The sequence below is a fragment of the Alcanivorax sp. HI0044 genome, from assembly GCF_001634945.1.
This window is the reverse complement of record NZ_LWEZ01000224.1, coordinates 1-17,400: the sequence shown is the minus strand read 5'-3', so window position 1 is coordinate 17,400 and position 17,400 is coordinate 1. Positions and strand designations below refer to the sequence as shown.

General features: G+C 58.8%; 14 protein-coding genes and 3 tRNA genes. 9 read left to right on the top strand and 8 right to left on the bottom strand.

Going from position 1 to position 17,400, the window contains the following annotated elements:
- Both A3730_RS02725 and A3730_RS02720 read left to right on the top strand, forming a co-directional pair.
- Window positions 1-751: DUF4129 domain-containing transglutaminase family protein (locus A3730_RS02725; RefSeq protein WP_231883821.1), on the top strand; the 751-nt coding region annotated here is incomplete at its 5' end.
- A 71-nt stretch (window positions 752-822) separates the two neighbouring features.
- Entirely contained in the window at window positions 823-1,560 is a 738-nt protein-coding gene (locus tag A3730_RS02720; protein WP_063518662.1) for a TenA family transcriptional regulator, read from the top strand.
- A gap of 67 nt (window positions 1,561-1,627) precedes the next feature.
- Here the strand turns inward: A3730_RS02720 and A3730_RS02715 are convergent, their stop codons facing one another.
- Window positions 1,628-2,194, bottom strand: a complete 567-nt coding sequence (locus A3730_RS02715; RefSeq protein WP_063518661.1) for a hypothetical protein — start codon at window positions 2,192-2,194, stop codon at window positions 1,628-1,630.
- Window positions 2,195-2,334: 140 nt separating this feature from the next.
- Between A3730_RS02715 and hrpB the strand changes: the two genes are divergently transcribed.
- Complete coding sequence (hrpB, locus tag A3730_RS02710; protein WP_063518660.1) at window positions 2,335-4,779, top strand: ATP-dependent helicase HrpB; 2,445 nt, start codon at window positions 2,335-2,337, stop codon at window positions 4,777-4,779.
- A 130-nt stretch (window positions 4,780-4,909) separates the two neighbouring features.
- Here the strand turns inward: hrpB and A3730_RS02705 are convergent, their stop codons facing one another.
- The gene (locus A3730_RS02705; RefSeq protein ID WP_063518659.1) at window positions 4,910-7,510 is read right to left on the bottom strand and encodes a bifunctional aconitate hydratase 2/2-methylisocitrate dehydratase; all 2,601 of its coding nucleotides are present in this window, start codon (window positions 7,508-7,510) and stop codon (window positions 4,910-4,912) included.
- 197 nt (window positions 7,511-7,707) lie between these two features.
- Complete coding sequence (locus A3730_RS02700) at window positions 7,708-8,616, bottom strand: lysophospholipid acyltransferase family protein (RefSeq protein WP_063537433.1); 909 nt, start codon at window positions 8,614-8,616, stop codon at window positions 7,708-7,710.
- A 413-nt stretch (window positions 8,617-9,029) separates the two neighbouring features.
- Between A3730_RS02700 and A3730_RS02695 the strand changes: the two genes are divergently transcribed.
- A complete protein-coding gene (locus tag A3730_RS02695; RefSeq protein ID WP_197477241.1) occupies window positions 9,030-10,703 on the top strand; it encodes a cytochrome c in 1,674 nt (557 codons plus the stop codon).
- Between the two features lie 123 nt (window positions 10,704-10,826).
- The gene (locus tag A3730_RS02690; RefSeq protein WP_063537429.1) at window positions 10,827-11,462 is read left to right on the top strand and encodes a tRNA-(ms[2]io[6]A)-hydroxylase; all 636 of its coding nucleotides are present in this window, start codon (window positions 10,827-10,829) and stop codon (window positions 11,460-11,462) included.
- A gap of 126 nt (window positions 11,463-11,588) precedes the next feature.
- Here the strand turns inward: A3730_RS02690 and A3730_RS02685 are convergent, their stop codons facing one another.
- From A3730_RS02685 to A3730_RS02675, 3 genes are read right to left on the bottom strand one after another with little or no spacing between them, the layout of a single operon-like run.
- A complete protein-coding gene (locus tag A3730_RS02685; protein ID WP_063521161.1) occupies window positions 11,589-12,320 on the bottom strand; it encodes a UDP-2,3-diacylglucosamine diphosphatase in 732 nt (243 codons plus the stop codon).
- 2 nt (window positions 12,321-12,322) lie between these two features.
- Window positions 12,323-12,934, bottom strand: a complete 612-nt coding sequence (locus A3730_RS02680; RefSeq protein ID WP_063521160.1) for a peptidylprolyl isomerase — start codon at window positions 12,932-12,934, stop codon at window positions 12,323-12,325.
- 5 nt (window positions 12,935-12,939) lie between these two features.
- The gene (locus A3730_RS02675; RefSeq protein WP_063521159.1) at window positions 12,940-13,437 is read right to left on the bottom strand and encodes a peptidylprolyl isomerase; all 498 of its coding nucleotides are present in this window, start codon (window positions 13,435-13,437) and stop codon (window positions 12,940-12,942) included.
- Window positions 13,438-13,593: 156 nt separating this feature from the next.
- Here A3730_RS02675 and A3730_RS02670 point away from each other — a divergent pair, with 156 nt between their 5' ends.
- Window positions 13,594-15,279, top strand: coding sequence for a glutamine--tRNA ligase/YqeY domain fusion protein (locus A3730_RS02670; RefSeq protein WP_063519175.1), 1,686 nt, complete (start codon window positions 13,594-13,596; stop codon window positions 15,277-15,279).
- Window positions 15,280-15,397: 118 nt separating this feature from the next.
- Here the strand turns inward: A3730_RS02670 and A3730_RS02665 are convergent, their stop codons facing one another.
- Entirely contained in the window at window positions 15,398-15,730 is a 333-nt protein-coding gene (locus A3730_RS02665) for a YegP family protein (RefSeq protein ID WP_063519174.1), read from the bottom strand.
- Window positions 15,731-15,907: 177 nt separating this feature from the next.
- A complete protein-coding gene (gene folD / locus A3730_RS02660; RefSeq protein WP_063519173.1) occupies window positions 15,908-16,753 on the bottom strand; it encodes a bifunctional methylenetetrahydrofolate dehydrogenase/methenyltetrahydrofolate cyclohydrolase FolD in 846 nt (281 codons plus the stop codon).
- Between the two features lie 255 nt (window positions 16,754-17,008).
- Here folD and A3730_RS02655 point away from each other — a divergent pair.
- From A3730_RS02655 to A3730_RS02645, 3 genes are all read left to right on the top strand, one after another.
- Window positions 17,009-17,085 (top strand) — tRNA-Pro (locus A3730_RS02655).
- A gap of 26 nt (window positions 17,086-17,111) precedes the next feature.
- Window positions 17,112-17,188 (top strand) — tRNA-Arg (locus A3730_RS02650).
- Window positions 17,189-17,220: 32 nt separating this feature from the next.
- A tRNA-His gene (locus tag A3730_RS02645) sits at window positions 17,221-17,296 on the top strand.
- Window positions 17,297-17,400 lie beyond the last annotated feature (104 nt).

The window sequence follows — 17,400 nt, the reverse complement described above, 5'->3', positions numbered from 1 at the left end:
CAGCTTTACCTTCCTGATGCGCGCTGCCGGAATCCCTGCCCGGGTGGTGGTGGGCTATCAGGGAGGCGAACAGAACAGTCTGGGTTCCCACTTGCTGGTGCGTCAATACGACGCCCATGCCTGGAGTGAGGTGTGGCTTGAGGGACAGGGCTGGGTGCGGGTGGACCCCACCGGTGCCGTGGCGCCAGAACGCGTGGAGCGAGGTTTACGAGCCGCGCTTGAAGAGCGTGATTCCGGGGGTGAGCTAAGCGGTATTCAATTTGATGGCTTTGCCGACAGCGGCCTGCTGGGCGTCATGCGTGAGTGGGCCGATTATGTGGATTTCCGCTGGCAGACCTGGGTGCTGGGCTACGACAGCCAGCTGCAGTTGTCCGTGCTGAGCAAGCTACTGGGGCAAGTGACACCGCTGCGTGTGGCGATTACGTTGATGGTGTCTGTGGCCTTGCTGTTGGGGCTGTATGGCCTGTACCTGTTCTGGCGCAACCCAGCCCATAGTCAGTCGCCCTTGGAGAAGGAGTTCTGGCGGTTACATCAGCGTGCTCAGGCCTGCGGGCTGGCGTTGGCCCCCGGGGTAACGCCTTCGCAACTGGCCAGCGCCATAGCAGAGCGCTGGCCACGGGCGGCCAGCCCGGCCCAGGATTGGGCCCGTTACTACCAGCGTGCACTGTACGATCCACGGCAAAAAAACCGTAAACAGCAAATGCGCCATTTACGTGGCCTGCGAAATCGCTTATACAAATTATTGGACTAGTGTGCTATCCGGGAGGCGGGTACGCTGGTATGCGTTGCAATGATTGCTTGGGTTGTTATGGAGAACGACGAATGCGTGCCGCAAATTATAAGAAAGCGCTCGAACTGACAGAGCATACCCCTTGGGCCCAGCAGTTCTGGGATGACCTGGTGCCCCTCAAGAACAAGGTTGTTAACCACCCGGTATTCGCGGAAATGGCCAGCGGGCAACTGAGCCTGCCGCGTTTCCGTTGTGCGTTATTGAATTTCTACCCGCTGGTGGAAAACTTCCCCAAGTATATGGGGCTGAACCTGGCGAAAACCCGGCCTGGCCGCTTCCCGGGCCATGAGCAGGCCAAGAACTGGTTGATCGGCAACATCAAGATTGAGCAGCGCCACGCCTATTGGTACCAGGACTGGGCCATGGGCTTCGGCCTGACACTGGAAGACCTTGAGTTCGTTGAGCCTCCTGCGGCGATGGATGCGGTCAACAATTTTCTCTGGACCATGGGGCGCCAGGGCAGCCTGGAAGAAGGTATTGCTGCCACCAATCTGGCCATTGAGTGGGCCACGGGCGAGTGGAGCCAGAGTGTGGTCAAGGGCATGAAGGCGTATCAGGAAGACGGGGTCGCCACGATTAACCGTCATTCCATGGCCTGGCTGAGAGCTCATGCCTCCTATGACGACGATCACCCCCATGAGGCCATGGAGTTGGTGAAGTTGCTCTGTGTAGAGCAGGAAAGCCGTGACCGCGCCTTCAAGGCGGCCCAGCGTGGGCTGGAGTATTACATTCAGGCGCTGGATTATTGCTATCAAACGCCGGAAGCTTGAAGCCGGGTGCCTGACGCTTGCGCCTGACCTTTACCGTTAGGCGCCCTGCGTCAGGCCTCGGGCGTTGCTACATATACACTTTCAGCTTGTCGCGAATCACTTTCTGGATTGCCTTGATCTCCATGGCAGACCGGTCCACCAGCTTGGATGGTTGAATGCGATGCAGGTGCAGGCAGGGAAAATCCTTGCGGAAGGCGCGCAGGTCGCCTTTGGTGATAACCGGCAGAAAGGGGACTTCCTTCGTTTCTTTTTTCATCAACGCCCACAGGCCCACTTTCAGCGGTACCGGCTTGATGACGCGCTTGCCGTACTTCAGCAGGCGCAAGGTCAGAAATAATCCTTCCTTACCGAAAAGATCGCCGGGGACGATATACATGCCGCTGGCATGCACACTGTGGTCCCCAATGCTGTTGAACGTATCGTGGTACGCGTAGGGGTTGGGTAAAATGATCATTGAACGATCATCATCATCGGGCAATGAGATGTCGTAGTTGGTATAGAGCTGCTGTACTGGTGCACTGTAAACGCACAGCGTTTCCTGGAACTGTTTGATAAAATTGACCGCCCGCTTGTGGTTGTCAAACTGGTCCAGTTTCCAGATTAGATGCTCAGGGATCCCCAAATCATTCAGCATAAATCACTATCTGACGTAGTTATTAATTATTAGCTATATGAGCAGAATATAGCATAGGTTTTGCACGTCACGAGCATTACTGCGTGATGAAAAGTGCCAGCGTGACGGTGGTCACGGCGAAACGGCGACGGACGTAACGAATGGCAACAGTTTTTCCAGTCGATCAGGCGATTAACCCGCTTTTACAGGCGTTAAAGGCGCACGGGCGTGCCATTCTCGAGGCGCCGCCGGGGGCCGGGAAGTCTACCCGTGTACCCCTGGCGCTGCTGGACAGTCAGTGGGGCCAGCGCGGGAAAATCCTGATGCTGGAACCGCGCCGCGTGGCGGCCCGCTCGGTGGCCACTTTTATGGCCTCGCAACGGGGAGAAGCCGTGGGGCAGTCGGTGGGCTACCGCACCCGTACTGATACCCGGGTGAGTGCCCGGACGCGCCTGGAAGTGGTGACCGAAGGGGTACTGACCCGCATGTTGCTCAACGATCCCGAGCTCCCCGGTGTCAGCCTGGTGATTTTTGATGAATTCCATGAACGCTCTCTGAACGCCGATCTTGGCCTGGCCCTGATTCTGGAGGCGAGTGAGGTTTTTCGTCCCGATCTCGGCCTGCTGGTGATGTCCGCCACGTTGGACTGCGGCCCGCTGGAAACCCTTCTGCAGGCGCCGCTGGTGCGTAGCGAAGGGCAGAGCTACCCCGTGTCCGTTGCCTATGCGCCGGTGCCCGCCCGCCAGGACTGGCGCAACCATTGCGCGGAACAGGTGATGGGACTGATCGGCGACGCCGGGGTGATACTGGTCTTCCTGCCCGGGCAGAGCGATATGCGCCGTGTTGCCAGTCAGCTGGATCAGCGGGGCTGTAGGGTAGCGGTGGCCACGCTTCATGGTGGTTTGTCTCTGGACAAACAGCAGAGGGTGCTCGAATTGGCAGCCAATGAGCCGCAGCTGATCGTGTTGGCGACCAATGTGGCAGAAACCAGCCTGACCATCGACGGGGTAACCCACGTGGTCGATAGTGGTTTCGCCCGCGAGCCGGTCTATGATCCTGCCCGGCATCGTACCCGCTTGGTCACCCGTCGTATCAGCGATGCCAATGCCCGGCAACGCAGTGGCCGGGCCGGGCGCCTGGGGCCAGGCCATAGCCTGCGCTTGTGGGGCGAAGCGGATGTGTTGGCGCGTTATCAATTGCCGGAAATTCAGCGTGTGGGGCTCGACCGGCTAGTGCTGGATCTGGCTCGCTGGGGTTGCCGTGATCCACAACAGATGCCATGGCTTGATGTGCCACCGCAGGCCGCCTGGGACAGTGCGGTGGAGCGCCTGCAGCGCGGTGGTGCGCTGGATCAAAGCGGGTCGCTGACGCCCCGGGGCGACGCCATTGCCCGTCTCCCTGTGGATCCATCTCTTGCCCTTCTGTTGATTGCTGCCAAAGAGATCGGGCTAGCCGAGCCGGCGGCCCGGCTTGTTGCGGTGCTCTCCGAGCGGGATATCCTTGCCGGCGAGGGCGTGGATTTACGGCGGCGCCTGGAGGCGCTGGAGAATCATCCGCAACGCTTCGCTACGGTGCTTGCCGAGGCGAAGCGTCTTAACGCCGGGAACGACCAGACACCGCAAGGCTGGCGCGATGGCATGGGTGGCTTGTTGGCGTCAGTGTTTGCGTTGCAGATAAGCCGGCGGCGCAGCGGTAGCCAGGGGCGTTACCAAATGGCCGATGGCCCGGGCCTGTTCCTGCATGACAACGATAGCCTGCAGGGAGCGGAATGGTTGCTGGTCATGGACACAGATGGGCAACCCAAAGACGCGCGCATTCGCCTCGCCTGGCCTTTGACTGATCAAGAGATTGACTCTGTTCTGGAGCAGCATGGTCGTTGGCGGGAACACATTGGTTGGGACTCAGAAAAACAGCGGGTCACCGGGCGCCGTGAACGGGTGCTGGGGAATTTGGTCCTGCAAAGCCAGCCACTGGCGTCACTGAGCAATGAACAGCAGGTAGCCGGCCTGTTGGCTGGCATCCGCAGCCTGGGGCTTGCGGTGCTTCCCTGGGAGGAGTGTTGGCGTCAGTGGCAAGCGCGTATTCTGCGCTTGTCTGCGATGCAGCCAGAGGCGGGTTGGCCGGATGTGAGTGATGCGGGGCTTCTGTCCGGGCTGGAGCAGTGGCTGGGGCCTTACCTTGCCGGGATGCGCAGCGTGGCGGATCTGAAAAAATTGCCTCTGGGGGCGGCGCTGTCTGGCCTGTTATCGATAGATCAGCAGCGCCAACTGGAGCAATGGATGCCGGAAACGGTGACCATTCCCACCGGCCGTACCGTGCATCTGGATTACACCGGTGAGCATGTGGTGTTGGCGGCCAAGTTGCAGGAACTGTTCGGTTTGCAGAGGTTGCCGATGCTAGCGGCTGGTGCGCTTGCGATCACGGTTCACCTGCTCGCTCCGGCGGGGCGCCCGGCAGCGATTACCGATAACCTGGCGCGGTTCTGGGCAGAGAACTATGCGGCCGTGCGCAAGGATTTACGTGGCCGTTATCCAAAGCATCCATGGCCTGAAGATCCTCTGCAGGCACAGGCTACCGGGCTGACCAAGCGCCGGTTAGGGCAGTAGTGGTTCCGGTTTGCCGTGGGGGGGGCGGCTTGCGGCTACGCCTGATTCGACACCCGCTCGATAAACAGACACAAAAAAGCCCGGCTTCGCAGCCGGGCTTTTTTGGTTCCGTGAAACGGTCAGTCAGTCGTTATACAGACTGGGCAACCGGGATCTTCACGGTGTCTGCCACTTCCTGGTATTCGGCCATTTGGTCGAAGTTCAGGTAGCGGTAGATCTCGGAGGACATGGAGTCGATGGTGTTCGCATACTCCATGTACTCTTCCTTGCTCGGCAGCTTGCCGAGGATGGACGCCACAGACGCCAGCTCAGCCGATGCCAGGTACACATCCGCACCCTGACCCAGACGGTTCGGGAAGTTACGGGTGGAGGTGGATACTGCAGTGGACTTCGGTGCGATGCGAGCCTGGTTCCCCATGCACAGGGAGCAGCCCGGCATCTCGGTGCGTGCACCGGCGCTGCCGAAGATGTTGTAGTAGCCTTCTTCGGTGAGCTGGTGCTGATCCATCTTGGTCGGCGGAGCGATCCACAGACGGGTCGGCATGGTGCCGCTTTCCACTTTCTGCAGCAGTTTGCCGGCTGCGCGGAAGTGACCGATGTTGGTCATGCAGGAACCGATGAAGACTTCGTCGATCTTGGCGCCAGCCACGTCGGACAGGGTCTTGGCATCGTCCGGGTCGTTCGGGCAGCACAGTACCGGCTCGTTGATCTGGTCCATGTCGATTTCGATGACGGTGTGGTACTCGGCATCGGCGTCGGCACGCATCAGGCTCGGGTTGGCCAGCCACTCTTCCATGCCCTGAATACGACGCTCAATGGTACGGGCGTCGCCGTAGCCGTTGGAGATCATCCACTTGAGCATGGTGATGTTGGACTTCAGGTACTCGGTCACGCTGTCTTCGGACAGGGTGATGGTACAGCCCGCAGCGGAACGCTCGGCGGACGCGTCAGACAGCTCGAATGCCTGCTCAACGGTCAGGTCATCCAGGCCTTCAATTTCCAGTACGCGACCGGAGAAGACGTTGACCTTGCCGGCTTTGGCAACGGTCAGGTGGCCGTCTTTGATGGCCTGCATGGGGATGGCGTGTACCAGGTCACGCAGGGTGATGCCCGGCTGGCGCTTGCCCTTGAAGCGAACCAGTACGGATTCCGGCATGTCCAGCGGCATCACACCGGTGGCAGCGGCAAACGCAACCAGACCAGAGCCGGCGGGGAAGGAAATGCCCATGGGGAAACGGGTGTGGGAGTCACCACCGGTACCCACGGTATCCGGCAGCAGCATACGGTTCAGCCAGGAGTGGATGATGCCGTCGCCCGGACGCAGGGAAACACCGCCACGGTTCATGATGAAGTCGGGCAGGGTGTGCTGGGTTTCCACGTCAACCGGCTTGGGGTAAGCGGCGGTGTGACAGAAAGACTGCATCACCAGGTCCGCCTGGAAGCCCAGGCAAGCCAGATCTTTCAGCTCGTCACGGGTCATCGGGCCAGTGGTGTCCTGGGAACCTACGGTGGTCATCTTCGGCTCGCAGTACATGCCGGGGCGAACACCTTCCATGCCGCAGGCCTTGCCGACCATTTTCTGGGCCAGGGTGTAGCCCTTGTTGGAATCACCCGGCTGCTCCGGCTTGCGGAACAGTTCGGACGGCGCCAGACCCAAGGCTTCGCGAGCCTTGGTGGTCAGGCCGCGACCGATGATCAGGTTGATACGGCCGCCGGCGCGCACTTCGTCCAGCAGCACCTGGGAACGCAGGTCGAATTCGGCAATCACTTCGCCGTTCTTTTCTACCTTGCCAGCGAATGGGTAAACGTCGATCTGGTCACCGGTTTCCATTTTGGAAACATCGCACTCGAAGGGCAGGGCGCCGGAATCTTCCATGGTGTTGAAGAAGATGGGGGCGATCTTGCCGCCGATGCACACGCCACCGGCGCGCTTGTTGGGCACATACGGGATGTCTTCACCGAAGTGCCACAGCACGGAGTTGGTGGCGGACTTACGGGAAGAACCGGTACCCACAACATCGCCCACGTAGGCAACAGGCAAGCCTTTTTTCTTCAGTTCGTCCATCTGGCTCAGCGGGCCGATTTCGCCGTCTTTTTCCGGAGTAATACCTTCACGGGCGTTTTTCAGCATGGCGTTGCCGTGCAGCGGGATGTCCGGGCGGCTCCAGGCGTCCTGGGCGGGGGACAGATCATCGGTGTTGGTTTCGCCGGTGACCTTGAACACGGTCAGAGACATTTTCTCTGCCAGGTCCGCGCGCTTGGTGAACCACTCACCTTCGGCCCAGGACTCGATCACTTCCTTGGCCTTGGCGTTGCCGGCTTTCATCTTGTCTTCCACGTCGTGGAAGGCATCGAAGACCAGCAGGGTGTGCTTGAGTTCGTCTGCGGCGATTTCGGCCAGTTCGGCATCGTCCAGCGCTTCAACCAGAGTGGCAACGTTGTAGCCACCTTGCATGGTGCCCAGCAGTTGAACGGCACGTTTACGGTCGATCAGGGGAGAGCTGGCTTCGCCTTTAACGATCGCGGTCAGGAACGCGGCTTTAACATAAGCGGCCTGGTCCACACCCGGTGGAACGCGGTTTACGAACAGGTCCTGGATAAATTCTTCTTCGCCAGCCGGCGGGGTCTTCAGCAGTTCTACCAGGTCGGCAACCTGCTGTTCGGTCAGCGGCTTTGGCGGCACACCTTCAGCGGCGCGCTCTTCTACATGTTTGCGATAGGCTTCTAGCACAGCGTTTCCCTCATCGTCGTCTTGGCTGATTTCTTTTGGAAATCAGTCTTTTAGGGTGTTACTGGGGGTTGGAGTTGCGCGCGGAGTATAGCGGAATGGGCATCAATTGTTAAGACAAACCGGGGTTACAACCATTCATGGCGTGAATACTCGTAATCACTGAAACGGTGAGGCACTGAAAACGCAGGGGCGCAGCGCTAGTAGGGCGTGTCGACCCCGGCTGGTGGGCGGCGGAAACGCTTGTAGCTCCACAGGTACTGGCTGGGGGATTCGTCGATAAGATGCTCGATGGAGCGGTTCATGGCCGTCAGAGCCTTATCCAGGTCCTCATCTGCCACGCAGGGGTCAGCCGGCCGAACCCGAATTTCGTAGCCCTGGGTGCCGGGCAGGCGACGCGCCCAGGCCATGAAGGTGACGGCGCCTGTCTGGCGGATCAGTTTGCATGCCAGTGTCCCGGTATAGGTCGGCTGGCCATAAAAAGGGGCGTGGCGCCCGCTGCGGCGATCGGGAACCTGATCGGGCAGGATGGCGGTTAGGGCTCCTTTCTTCATGGCCCGTACCAGGCCAGCAACGCCGCGGGCGGTGGTGGGGTACATGGTGGAGCCAAAATGTTCCCGGCCGCTGAGCACCAGATCATCCACTTCCGGCAGTCCGGAGGGGGCAAACATGGCGTGCAGTCCAAATTCGGTGGCCAGCCAGAAATTGAGCACCTCCCAGCATCCCAGGTGGGGAGCCAAAATCATGATGGGTTTGCCATCCACCACGGCCTGGCGGAGCGGGGCATCACCGTCAACGGCGGCCACACGCTTCAGTCCCTGGTCGGGGTGCCGCCAGAACAGGGCAATTTCAAAGGTGTTCTTGATGCTTTCCACCAGTGATTCGCGAGCCAACTTGCGCCGCTCAGGTTCAGACCGGTCCGGGTAACACAGTGACAGATTCACTTCTGATACCCGGCGAGCATCGGTGGGGAAGGCGGCGATCAACCTGCCAAGGAGGGTGGCAGCCCAGCGATTGAGTGCGAATGGCAGGCAGGCAATCAGTCGCAGTGCGGTAACGGCGGTAATGCCTTTGATGCGTTGTGTTTTCGGATTGGTTCGTCGTCCCATGGCGGGAGAGTATAAGGGGCTCAGCGCCAGGGCGCAGCATTCTTTCTCCTTCTTCTTTGAGTATCCATATGAGCAAGGGGCGTGATGTTTTGTAAGGTTTTGTGCGATTGACCTGACGCTCACAAGCCGGGGCACAGCATCGACCCGTCAGTACACATCTCCGGGAGAAATGTATGAAGTCCAGGGCAGCACAGAACAGTCCGCCAGAAGGTGGCAGCGACGCCGCTCCATCACCTTGCCAATCACAACATCGCAGTTTGAAAACCTCTACTGGCAACTTCTCAGCCACGCTGGCGCTCATGGTAAAGTCAGCCTTGCTTGCAGGGGCAGGGCTGATCCTTGCTGGCTGTGGTGGGGATGACTCAACAGAGTTTATTGACCGACCAGTCCCTGTAGTCATTGAAGAGGACCCGGTGGCTGAAGGGAAAACCGTTTTCCGCTTTGAAACCTTCGGTAACCAGCGTTTCTGGACAGACTACATGCAGCTGCCCCAGGGGATTGCCGGCGCCGGGGTTACCCCTCTGGCTGCGCTGTCGCTGGGATTGAATGTCAATGTCGAAGCGCTCAGTCCGGGCACGGCATCCGCGCTACTGGATGCGCTGGATCAGATCGAAGGGGGGGCGGATCCTGCGGATACAGTGCTGAACAACCCCCAGGTGACTCTGGCGCTCATCAATGAAGGGGCTGTTATCGGGGTGGTTCCCTTTGCGGCCGATGGTACCCGCAAGCCCCTGGGGAGTGATCCTGCCTTCAACCCGGGTGACGGACTGGACCTTGCCCGAGGTGACAAGGTGGGGGTGAGTTGTGCGCTCTGCCACGCCAGAACCGATGATTCGGTGGTGCCGGCAGGGTTTGCCGGTCCGGGTTCCGTCGGGGTGCAAGTCGATGGTGTGGTCGCCGAAGGCATTGATGTGGGTAACATTTTTGCGGCGTCCGCCAATCCGGTTGCTTACCTGCCCTTGTTACAGCTTCAGTTCGATTCATTGATGGGAGCGACGATTGGCAACGGCGACTTCGCAGGGATACCGTCTGGCGGCGATGTGGCGGCAACCAATCAGGCTGTCCGGGACTATCTGACAGGCGTGAACGAAGACACAGGCATTCGTTACTACCCGCTGACGTCCTTTGATGCGACACCGGACGGCATCGGCAATGCGACCTACGTGCCGCCCTTTTTCCGCACCGACTTGTCAGCGCCGTGGGGGCACAGTGGGTCTTTTGCCCGTCTGAATGACTTCAACAATCTGGTGTACACGGTGGCCCTTGATCCGACCAGTCTGCTCACCGAAGAAGGGCAGGCGTTTCTTAACGTACTGGCGGGGCCTGTTGGGGATGAAATCGCGGAACGCTATCAGCAAGTGCTGGAAGACTCTGGCGTGCTCTCCGAGGGGATGGCGTTGGAAGATCAGATCCCCCTGGTCAGCAGCGACACGACGGATATCACCGCGGGTGACCCGGCAGGGCCTGTAGGCCTGCGGGTCTCTGATGAGAAGCTGAATGCGCTCAAGTCCTATACCGACCAGTTGCAGGCCCCGGCGGCGCCCGAGGGTCTGGATCCCGCAAAAGTGGCAATGGGGGAGGCGATCTTCCGCAATCCACGTCCACAGGGGGCAAACTGCGCGGCTTGCCATACCCCGAACCCGGATGATCCGGTTGCCAATATCATTGTGTCGATCTCGACGCTCTATCGGGACTACGATGATGACATCCTGCCTATTATTGACCGGCCGGATCCGCTCAGCGATGTACAGACCACGCTGGCAGGCCCCACCCCGGATTATGACAACCCCCTGATTGTCCTGGATGCCAGTGTGAGGCAGCAGGAAAGAGGCTTTGCCAAGCCGCTTTTGCTGGGGCTGGCAGGTAAGGACAAGTTCCTGCATAACGGTTCTGTCACGGGAGAAAGCGCTGCCGAGGCGTTGAACAATCTGTTCAATCCGGCGCGTGGAGAGGACGAGATGGGCAATCCGATCAACTCCCCGCACGGTTTCTACTTCCCGCGTTCGGTGGCGGATGAAACGCTGCAAACCGAGGAGGGGCGTGCTGCACTGGTTGAATATCTGCTCAGCCGTACCTCTACTCCGTAACCTTTTACCCTGTAACCTGCTACCTGAAACCCACTGACACTGCGAGGCCCGATACGGGCCTCGCAGCATTCATCAGATCGTCTCTCGTGCGCTATACTCCCGATCCCTGAACGAGAGAGTCTCATGCACGATATCAGTCATATTCATGCATTCCTTCCCTGTCCGACCCCGCCAGCCTGGGTTGACTGGGCCCTTGAGCACCCGGACATTCTGCTGATTGACCATGCCCACTGCGAGAAGAAAGCGGCCAGCACGGCGATTAATCTGATGTTTCGTTATGTGGACCGCCCGGAACTACTGGATACGTTGAGCCAACTGGCCCGCGAGGAGCTGCTGCATTTTGAGCAGGTGGTACAGCTGATGCGTCAGCGTGACGTCACCTACGACCACATGACGCCGGCGCGCTATGCCAAGGGGATGCGTCAGCATATCCGCACCTCTGAGCCGGGGCGCCTGGTGGACACCATGATTGTGGGGGCGCTAATCGAGGCGCGTAGCTGTGAGCGTTTTGCCGCTCTGGCGCCCCATGTGGATGCGGAGTTGGGGCGCTATTACCGCTATTTATTGAAAAGCGAGTCGCGCCACTTTGAGGATTATCTGAAACTGGCCGAGCAATATGCCCAGGGGCCGATTACGGAACGGGTGGATTTTTTCAAGGCGGTAGAGCAGGAATTGATTGAAACACCGGATGATGAGTTCCGGTTTCATTCGGGCACGCCGGGAACAGTTGATAGTGGACAGTTGACAGTTGACAGCTAAAACCCGCGATTTTGCTGTGATCATTTTGAAACGTAAGAGGCCGCGCCCAAAGCATGGACGCGGCCTCTTACGTTTCATCCCACAAAAAACTTTGTCGCGCAGCTGTCAACTGTCCACTATCAACTGTCAACTAATCTCAAAGCTTTCCAGTTTTAGCCCTTTTTCACTGTCTGCGATGATCTGCCATCCCAACTTCCCCCAGTCACCCAGCACCCAGCGCTTGCCGGTGCCATCAGGCAAGTCCACGTCGTGGACGTCCGGGCGGTGGGTATGGCCGTGGATCAGGTGCTGAACACCAGCTTCCTGCATTTCCCGGACCACTTCTTCCGGGGTGACGTCCATGATGTTTTCTGCCTTGTTGGCGTTGTTGCCCTGGCTTTGCATGCGCATGCCCTGGGCGATCATGCGTCGCTCTTCCAGCGGTTTGGCGAGCATGCCTTGCTGCCACTGCGGGTTGCGGGCCATGGTGCGGAACTGTTGATAGGCGGTGTCCAGGGTGCACAGGCTGTCGCCGTGCATCAGGATTACGGCGGTGCCGTAGAGGTCGACTACGGTGCCTTCGTCAAGCAGGGTGCCGCCGCAGGCATTCGCAAAGTCGTTGCCGAGCATGAAATCCCGGTTGCCATGCATGAAGTAAAGCTTGCTGCCACTGTCAGAAAACTGTCGGAAGGCGGCGATGGCATCGAGATTGAACGGGGTGTCATCATCGTCGCCGATCCAGGCTTCGAACAGGTCGCCCAGTACATACAGGGCGTCGGTCTTGCCTTGATGGTGTGCCAGCAGGTTTTTCAATGCCTCCAGATGCTCGGGGCGTGCCGGATCCAGGTGCAGATCAGAGATGAAGAGGGTGTAACTCATGGTTATTGAGCGTCCTTCTCTTCGTTTGCCTGTTTGGCTGCCTTGCTGTCACCTTCCAGGCGGTAGGCCTTGGTGATCAGAATAGGCACTTCCGGGACATCGCGGGCCATCATGCCGTTCAGGCGCTGGCTGGTGGTGCGTTCCCGGGCGATATTGTCGACCACATTCATGCCGTCGGTGACGGCCCCGAAAACGGCATAGCCCCAGCCGCGGCTGTTCTTGCCGGTGAAATCCAGATTGCGGTTATCTACCAGGTTCACAAAAAACTGGGCGGTGGCCGAGTGCGGGTTGCTGGTGCGAGCCATGGCCAGGGTGCCACGCTTGTTTTTTAGGCCGTTGTCGGCCTCGTTCTGGATGGGTTTGCGCGTGGCCTTGCGCTGCCCGCTCTGGTCAAAGCCGCCAGCCTGAATCATGAAACCGCTGATCACGCGGTGAAACTGGGTGCCGTTGTAGAAGCCACTGTCCACGTACTGGAGAAAGTTGGCGACACTTTGCGGGGCTTTGTCTTCGTACAGCTCAATGGTAATGGGGCCGGCTGTGGTGTCCAGGCGGACCACCGGGTTGGCCAGCAACAGACCAGGGAGCAGGGCGAGCAGGGCAGCAGCAAGGCGCATGACGATCAGTCCTCGATCAATTCAGCAGATTCGATCAGTACCGGTTCCACCGGCACATCCTGATGGCCGCCGCTGTTGCCGGTGGCGACGTTGCGGATTTTTTCCACCACGTCCATGCCTTCTGATACAGCACCGAATACCGCATAGCCCCAGCCGTCCTGGCTGCGTTCCTTGTCCAGAAAATGGTTGTCGGCCACGTTGATGAAGAACTGGGCCGAGGCGGAATGCGGATCCGGGGTGCGCGCCATGGCAATGGTGCCGGCCTTGTTGGACAGGCCATTGCCTGCTTCATTCTGGATGGGGGCGCGGGTAGCTTTCTGCTGCATGTCTTCGGTGAAGCCGCCACCCTGGATCATGAAATTGCTGATAACGCGGTGGAAGATGGTGCCGTTAAAGTGGCCTTCCTTGACGTACTGCACGAAATTCTCGGTGGTTCCCGGCGCCTTCTCTGCGTCCAGTTGCAGGGTGATTTTGCCGTAAGTTGTTGTCAGCAACACTTTCATTGATGTTTCTCCGCAGGGTCGGACCCGTCAGTTAACGCCTATTTTGCGTGCAGAGGGGCCCTGAGTCTTTGACTGTTGGGGGGGCTACAGTACACTAGCGCACCTTCATTTTCACCGTACCCATTTACCGTATCTCTATCCGGACTGGCCCAGGCAATGAGCGAAACGAAAGCGCCAAGCAATTTTATCAGACAGATCATCGACCGTGACCTCGCAGAAGGTAAAAATGACGGCCAGGTGGTTACCCGTTTTCCGCCGGAGCCCAACGGTTACCTGCATATCGGCCATGCGAAATCTATCTGTCTCAATTTTGGTATCGCGGAAAGCTATGGCGGTAGCTGCAATCTGCGCTTCGACGATACCAATCCGGAAAAGGAAGAGGACGAGTACATCCAGTCCATCAAGCAGGATGTGCAGTGGCTGGGGTTCCAGTGGAACGGTGAAGAGCGCTTTGCCAGTAACTACTTCGACCAGCTGTATGACCTGGCGGTGGGCCTGATCCAGAAAGGCCTGGCCTATGTTGACAGCCTGAGCCCGACGGAAATCGCTGAATACCGCGGTAATTTCACCACGCCTGGCAAACCGAGCCCTTACCGTGACCGTTCCGTGGATGAAAACCTGGCGCTATTCGAGCAGATGCGTGATAACAAGCTGGACGAAGGCGAGGCGGTACTGCGTGCAAAAATTGACATGCAGAGCCCGAATATCAGCCTGCGTGATCCGATTCTTTACCGAATCCGCAAGAAGACCCATCACCAGACCGGCGACAAGTGGGTGATTTACCCCATGTATGACTTTACGCACCCGCTGTCGGATGCCATTGAAGGCATCACCCACAGCCTGTGCACGCTGGAATTTGAGGATCACCGCCCCTTTTATGACTGGGTGGTGGAAAACACCTCGGTCCCGGCGACCCCTCGCCAGTATGAATTTGCCCGCCTGAACCTGAACTACACGGTGACCAGCAAGCGCAAGCTCAAGCAATTGGTGGATGAAGGGCACGTGGATGGCTGGAATGATCCGCGCATGCCGACGATTTCCGGCTTGCGTCGCCGTGGTTACACGCCGACCTCTATCCGCACCTTCTGCGAATCGGTAGGGGTGAGTCGTGCGGACTCGGTGGTGGACATGGCGATGCTGGAAGCGGCTATCCGCGATGACTTGAACCAGCATGCGCCCCGCGCCATGTGCGTCATGAACCCGCTGAAAGTGGTTATTGAGAACTGGGAAGCGGGCAAAGAGGAGACGCTGGTAGCACCGGTGCATCCCCAGAATGAATCCATGGGGACTCGTCATGTGCCGATGACGCGGGAGGTGTATATCGACCGTGAAGATTTCCGCGAAGAGGCCAACAAGAAATTCAAGCGTCTGGTATTGGGCGACCGGGTGCGGTTGCGTTATGGCTATGTGGTGCGTGCCACCGATGTAGTGCGTGATGATCAGGGCGAAATCGTGGAAGTGCGTTGCAGCTATGATCCGAACACGCTGGGCAAGAACCCGGAAAATGCTGATGATCAGGGCAAGATGCGTGGTGTGATTCATTGGGTGAGTGCGGACAAGGGGCTGCCTTGCGAGGTTCGGCTGTACGATCGTTTGTTCAGTGCTGCCAACCCTGACAAGGGACTGGAAGAGGGGCAGACCTTCCTGTCCCACATCAATCCTGAGTCCCTGACTGTGCTGGATGGTTGCTGGGTAGAGCCAGGGTTGCGTGGTGCGCTGGCGGAAACCCGTTACCAGTTCGAGCGCGAAGGGTATTTCTGTGTGGACCAGGACAGCACTGATGAGCGACTGGTGTTCAACCAGACGGTAGGCCTGCGCGAATCCTGGCCGAAGGAAGCTTGAAGCGCGGTTGACCGTGCTGGAAGGTAAGCGCCGAACCTGGCGCTGTTAAAAAAGGCCGCGCCCGGATACCGGGTGCGGTCTTTTGCGTTTTACGACTGCGCGAGTCGTAATGTGGCCTTCAGGTCAGATCTTCCAGGGCTGCATCCGGGGCATTGTTCTTGACTGACTCAATGCCGTTTTCCATGCCGCTGGTGCTCTTGTACATCTGGCTTTGACCGATGACTTGGTGATTGGCGGCCTTGAGAACGAAATAGTGGCGTTCGTCTTTGGCAACCTTGCGTTCGAAATTGCTGTCATCGGCGCTGTTCTTTCTTACCGAGTCGATACCGTTCTCGCAGGCAGTCTTGGTGGTGTACTGCTCGCTGGCGAGGATGATCTCGCCGTTGCCGGCTTTCAGGCGAAAGATGAACTGCTCATTGCTGGCTTTGTCGATCTCGAATTTCCCTGACATGGTGCTCTCCTTGGTCTGCCACTTTGGCGGTCTGCAACGAGAAAATCACTGCAGCATCAAGGATGCTAACCCAGCCCGACAGCGGTGGGTATTGACGGTTTTATGACAGTGACGGGTGGGCACAGATGATGCAGGAAACCAGGAAGAGTGGGGCGCCTGGAACGCCCCGGTTGACGTTTAGCCGAAGGCTTTCTCGCCGGATTGCAGGGTCTGGAAGATGAGGGTGTTGATGGTCATCGGGCCGACACCGCCAGGAACGGGGGTGTAGGCAGCGACGCGATCAACCAGCGGCGCCAATTCAATATCCCCGCATTTTTGCGGGTGGAAGCCGGCATCGACCACCACTGCGCCATCCTTGATCCAGTCTGCCTTGATAAATTCCGGTTTGCCCACGGCGCCCACAACGATGTCGGCCTGCTTCACCAGGGCCGGCAGGTTCTGGGTGCGGCTGTGGCAGATGGTAACGGTGGCATTGGCTTCGAGCAGCATCATGGCCATGGGCTTGCCCAGAATGGCGCTGCGGCCCACTACGACGGCGTGTTTGCCTTCCAGCTCTACCTGATAGTGTTCCAGTAACCGCATGATGCCCTTGGGGGTGGCGCAGCCGTAGGCGGTTTCGCCCATGCTCATGCGACCAAAGCCAAGACAGGTGACGCCGTCCACGTCCTTTTCCAGGCTGATAGCATCGAAACAGGCGCGCTCGTCGATCTGGGCGGGCACCGGGTGCTGCAGAAGAATGCCGTGTACATCCGGATTGTTGTTCAGTTCGTCAATCTTGGCCAGCAATTGCTCGGTGGTGGTGCTTTCGGCCAGCTCGATGGCGACTGATTCCATGCCGACACGCTGGCAGGCATTGCCTTTCATCTTTACATAGGTGGCGGAGGCCGGGTCGGCACCCACCAGAATGGTGGCAAGGATCGGCGTACGGCCGTGGGCCTTGGCTTTCAGGGTGTCGACGCGCAGGCGCATCTCCTGCTCAAACTGCTGGGCCAGGGTTTTGCCATCAAGAATCTGGGCGGTCATGTGGGCGATCTCTCTGAAATTGACTACAGTAGGGGTGGCTCGGCGCGGTCGCGGTTATTGCAGCCTGCCGGGGGTAGCCGTGAACGGCGCGATTCTCGCATGCGCAGGCACTGTTCGCAAAAAACAGGCGCAAAAGTTGCCTAAAATCTGAACGTTAGAGATTTTTTTGCGTTAAACACCGTTGACGCTCATGGGGGTGCCGAGTATTATGCGCGCCTCGCTTTCGAGCTTAGTCACTGACGCAGCTTTAAGAGACGGGGTGTAGCGCAGCCTGGTAGCGCGCCTGCTTTGGGAGCAGGATGTCGGGGGTTCGAATCCCTCCACCCCGACCAGTTGGCTTGATGGCGGTAACCTGCAAGCGCCTGTAGCTCAACCGGATAGAGCAACGGCCTTCTAAGCCGTCGGTTGCAGGTTCGAGTCCTGCCAGGCGCGCCAGGCAGGACAGGAAGAAAGCAGACAGTTTTATGGTGATTGTAGCTCAGTTGGTAGAGCTCCGGATTGTGATTCCGGCGGTCGTGGGTTCGAGCCCCATCAGTCACCCCATATTAAAAGCCTCCGGGATAGATCCCCGGAGGCTTTTTCGTATGGGCTTCAGGTGCTGCGCTATAGGCAGACTGTAGGCAGCGAAGCTCCCTTTGATTATAATC

What these genes read in the sequence shown, in the direction of transcription:
- A3730_RS02720 (WP_063518662.1), top strand. Translation starts at nt 823, where the DNA reads ATGCGTGCCGCAAATTATAAGAAAGCGCTCGAACTGACAGAGCATACC.
- A3730_RS02715 (WP_063518661.1), bottom strand. Translation starts at nt 2,194, where the DNA reads ATGCTGAATGATTTGGGGATCCCTGAGCATCTAATCTGGAAACTGGAC.
- hrpB (WP_063518660.1), top strand. Translation starts at nt 2,335, where the DNA reads ATGGCAACAGTTTTTCCAGTCGATCAGGCGATTAACCCGCTTTTACAG.
- A3730_RS02700 (WP_063537433.1), bottom strand. Translation starts at nt 8,616, where the DNA reads ATGGGACGACGAACCAATCCGAAAACACAACGCATCAAAGGCATTACC.
- A3730_RS02690 (WP_063537429.1), top strand. Translation starts at nt 10,827, where the DNA reads ATGCACGATATCAGTCATATTCATGCATTCCTTCCCTGTCCGACCCCG.
- A3730_RS02685 (WP_063521161.1), bottom strand. Translation starts at nt 12,320, where the DNA reads ATGAGTTACACCCTCTTCATCTCTGATCTGCACCTGGATCCGGCACGC.
- A3730_RS02680 (WP_063521160.1), bottom strand. Translation starts at nt 12,934, where the DNA reads ATGCGCCTTGCTGCTGCCCTGCTCGCCCTGCTCCCTGGTCTGTTGCTG.
- A3730_RS02675 (WP_063521159.1), bottom strand. Translation starts at nt 13,437, where the DNA reads ATGAAAGTGTTGCTGACAACAACTTACGGCAAAATCACCCTGCAACTG.
- A3730_RS02670 (WP_063519175.1), top strand. Translation starts at nt 13,594, where the DNA reads ATGAGCGAAACGAAAGCGCCAAGCAATTTTATCAGACAGATCATCGAC.
- A3730_RS02665 (WP_063519174.1), bottom strand. Translation starts at nt 15,730, where the DNA reads ATGTCAGGGAAATTCGAGATCGACAAAGCCAGCAATGAGCAGTTCATC.
- folD (WP_063519173.1), bottom strand. Translation starts at nt 16,753, where the DNA reads ATGACCGCCCAGATTCTTGATGGCAAAACCCTGGCCCAGCAGTTTGAG.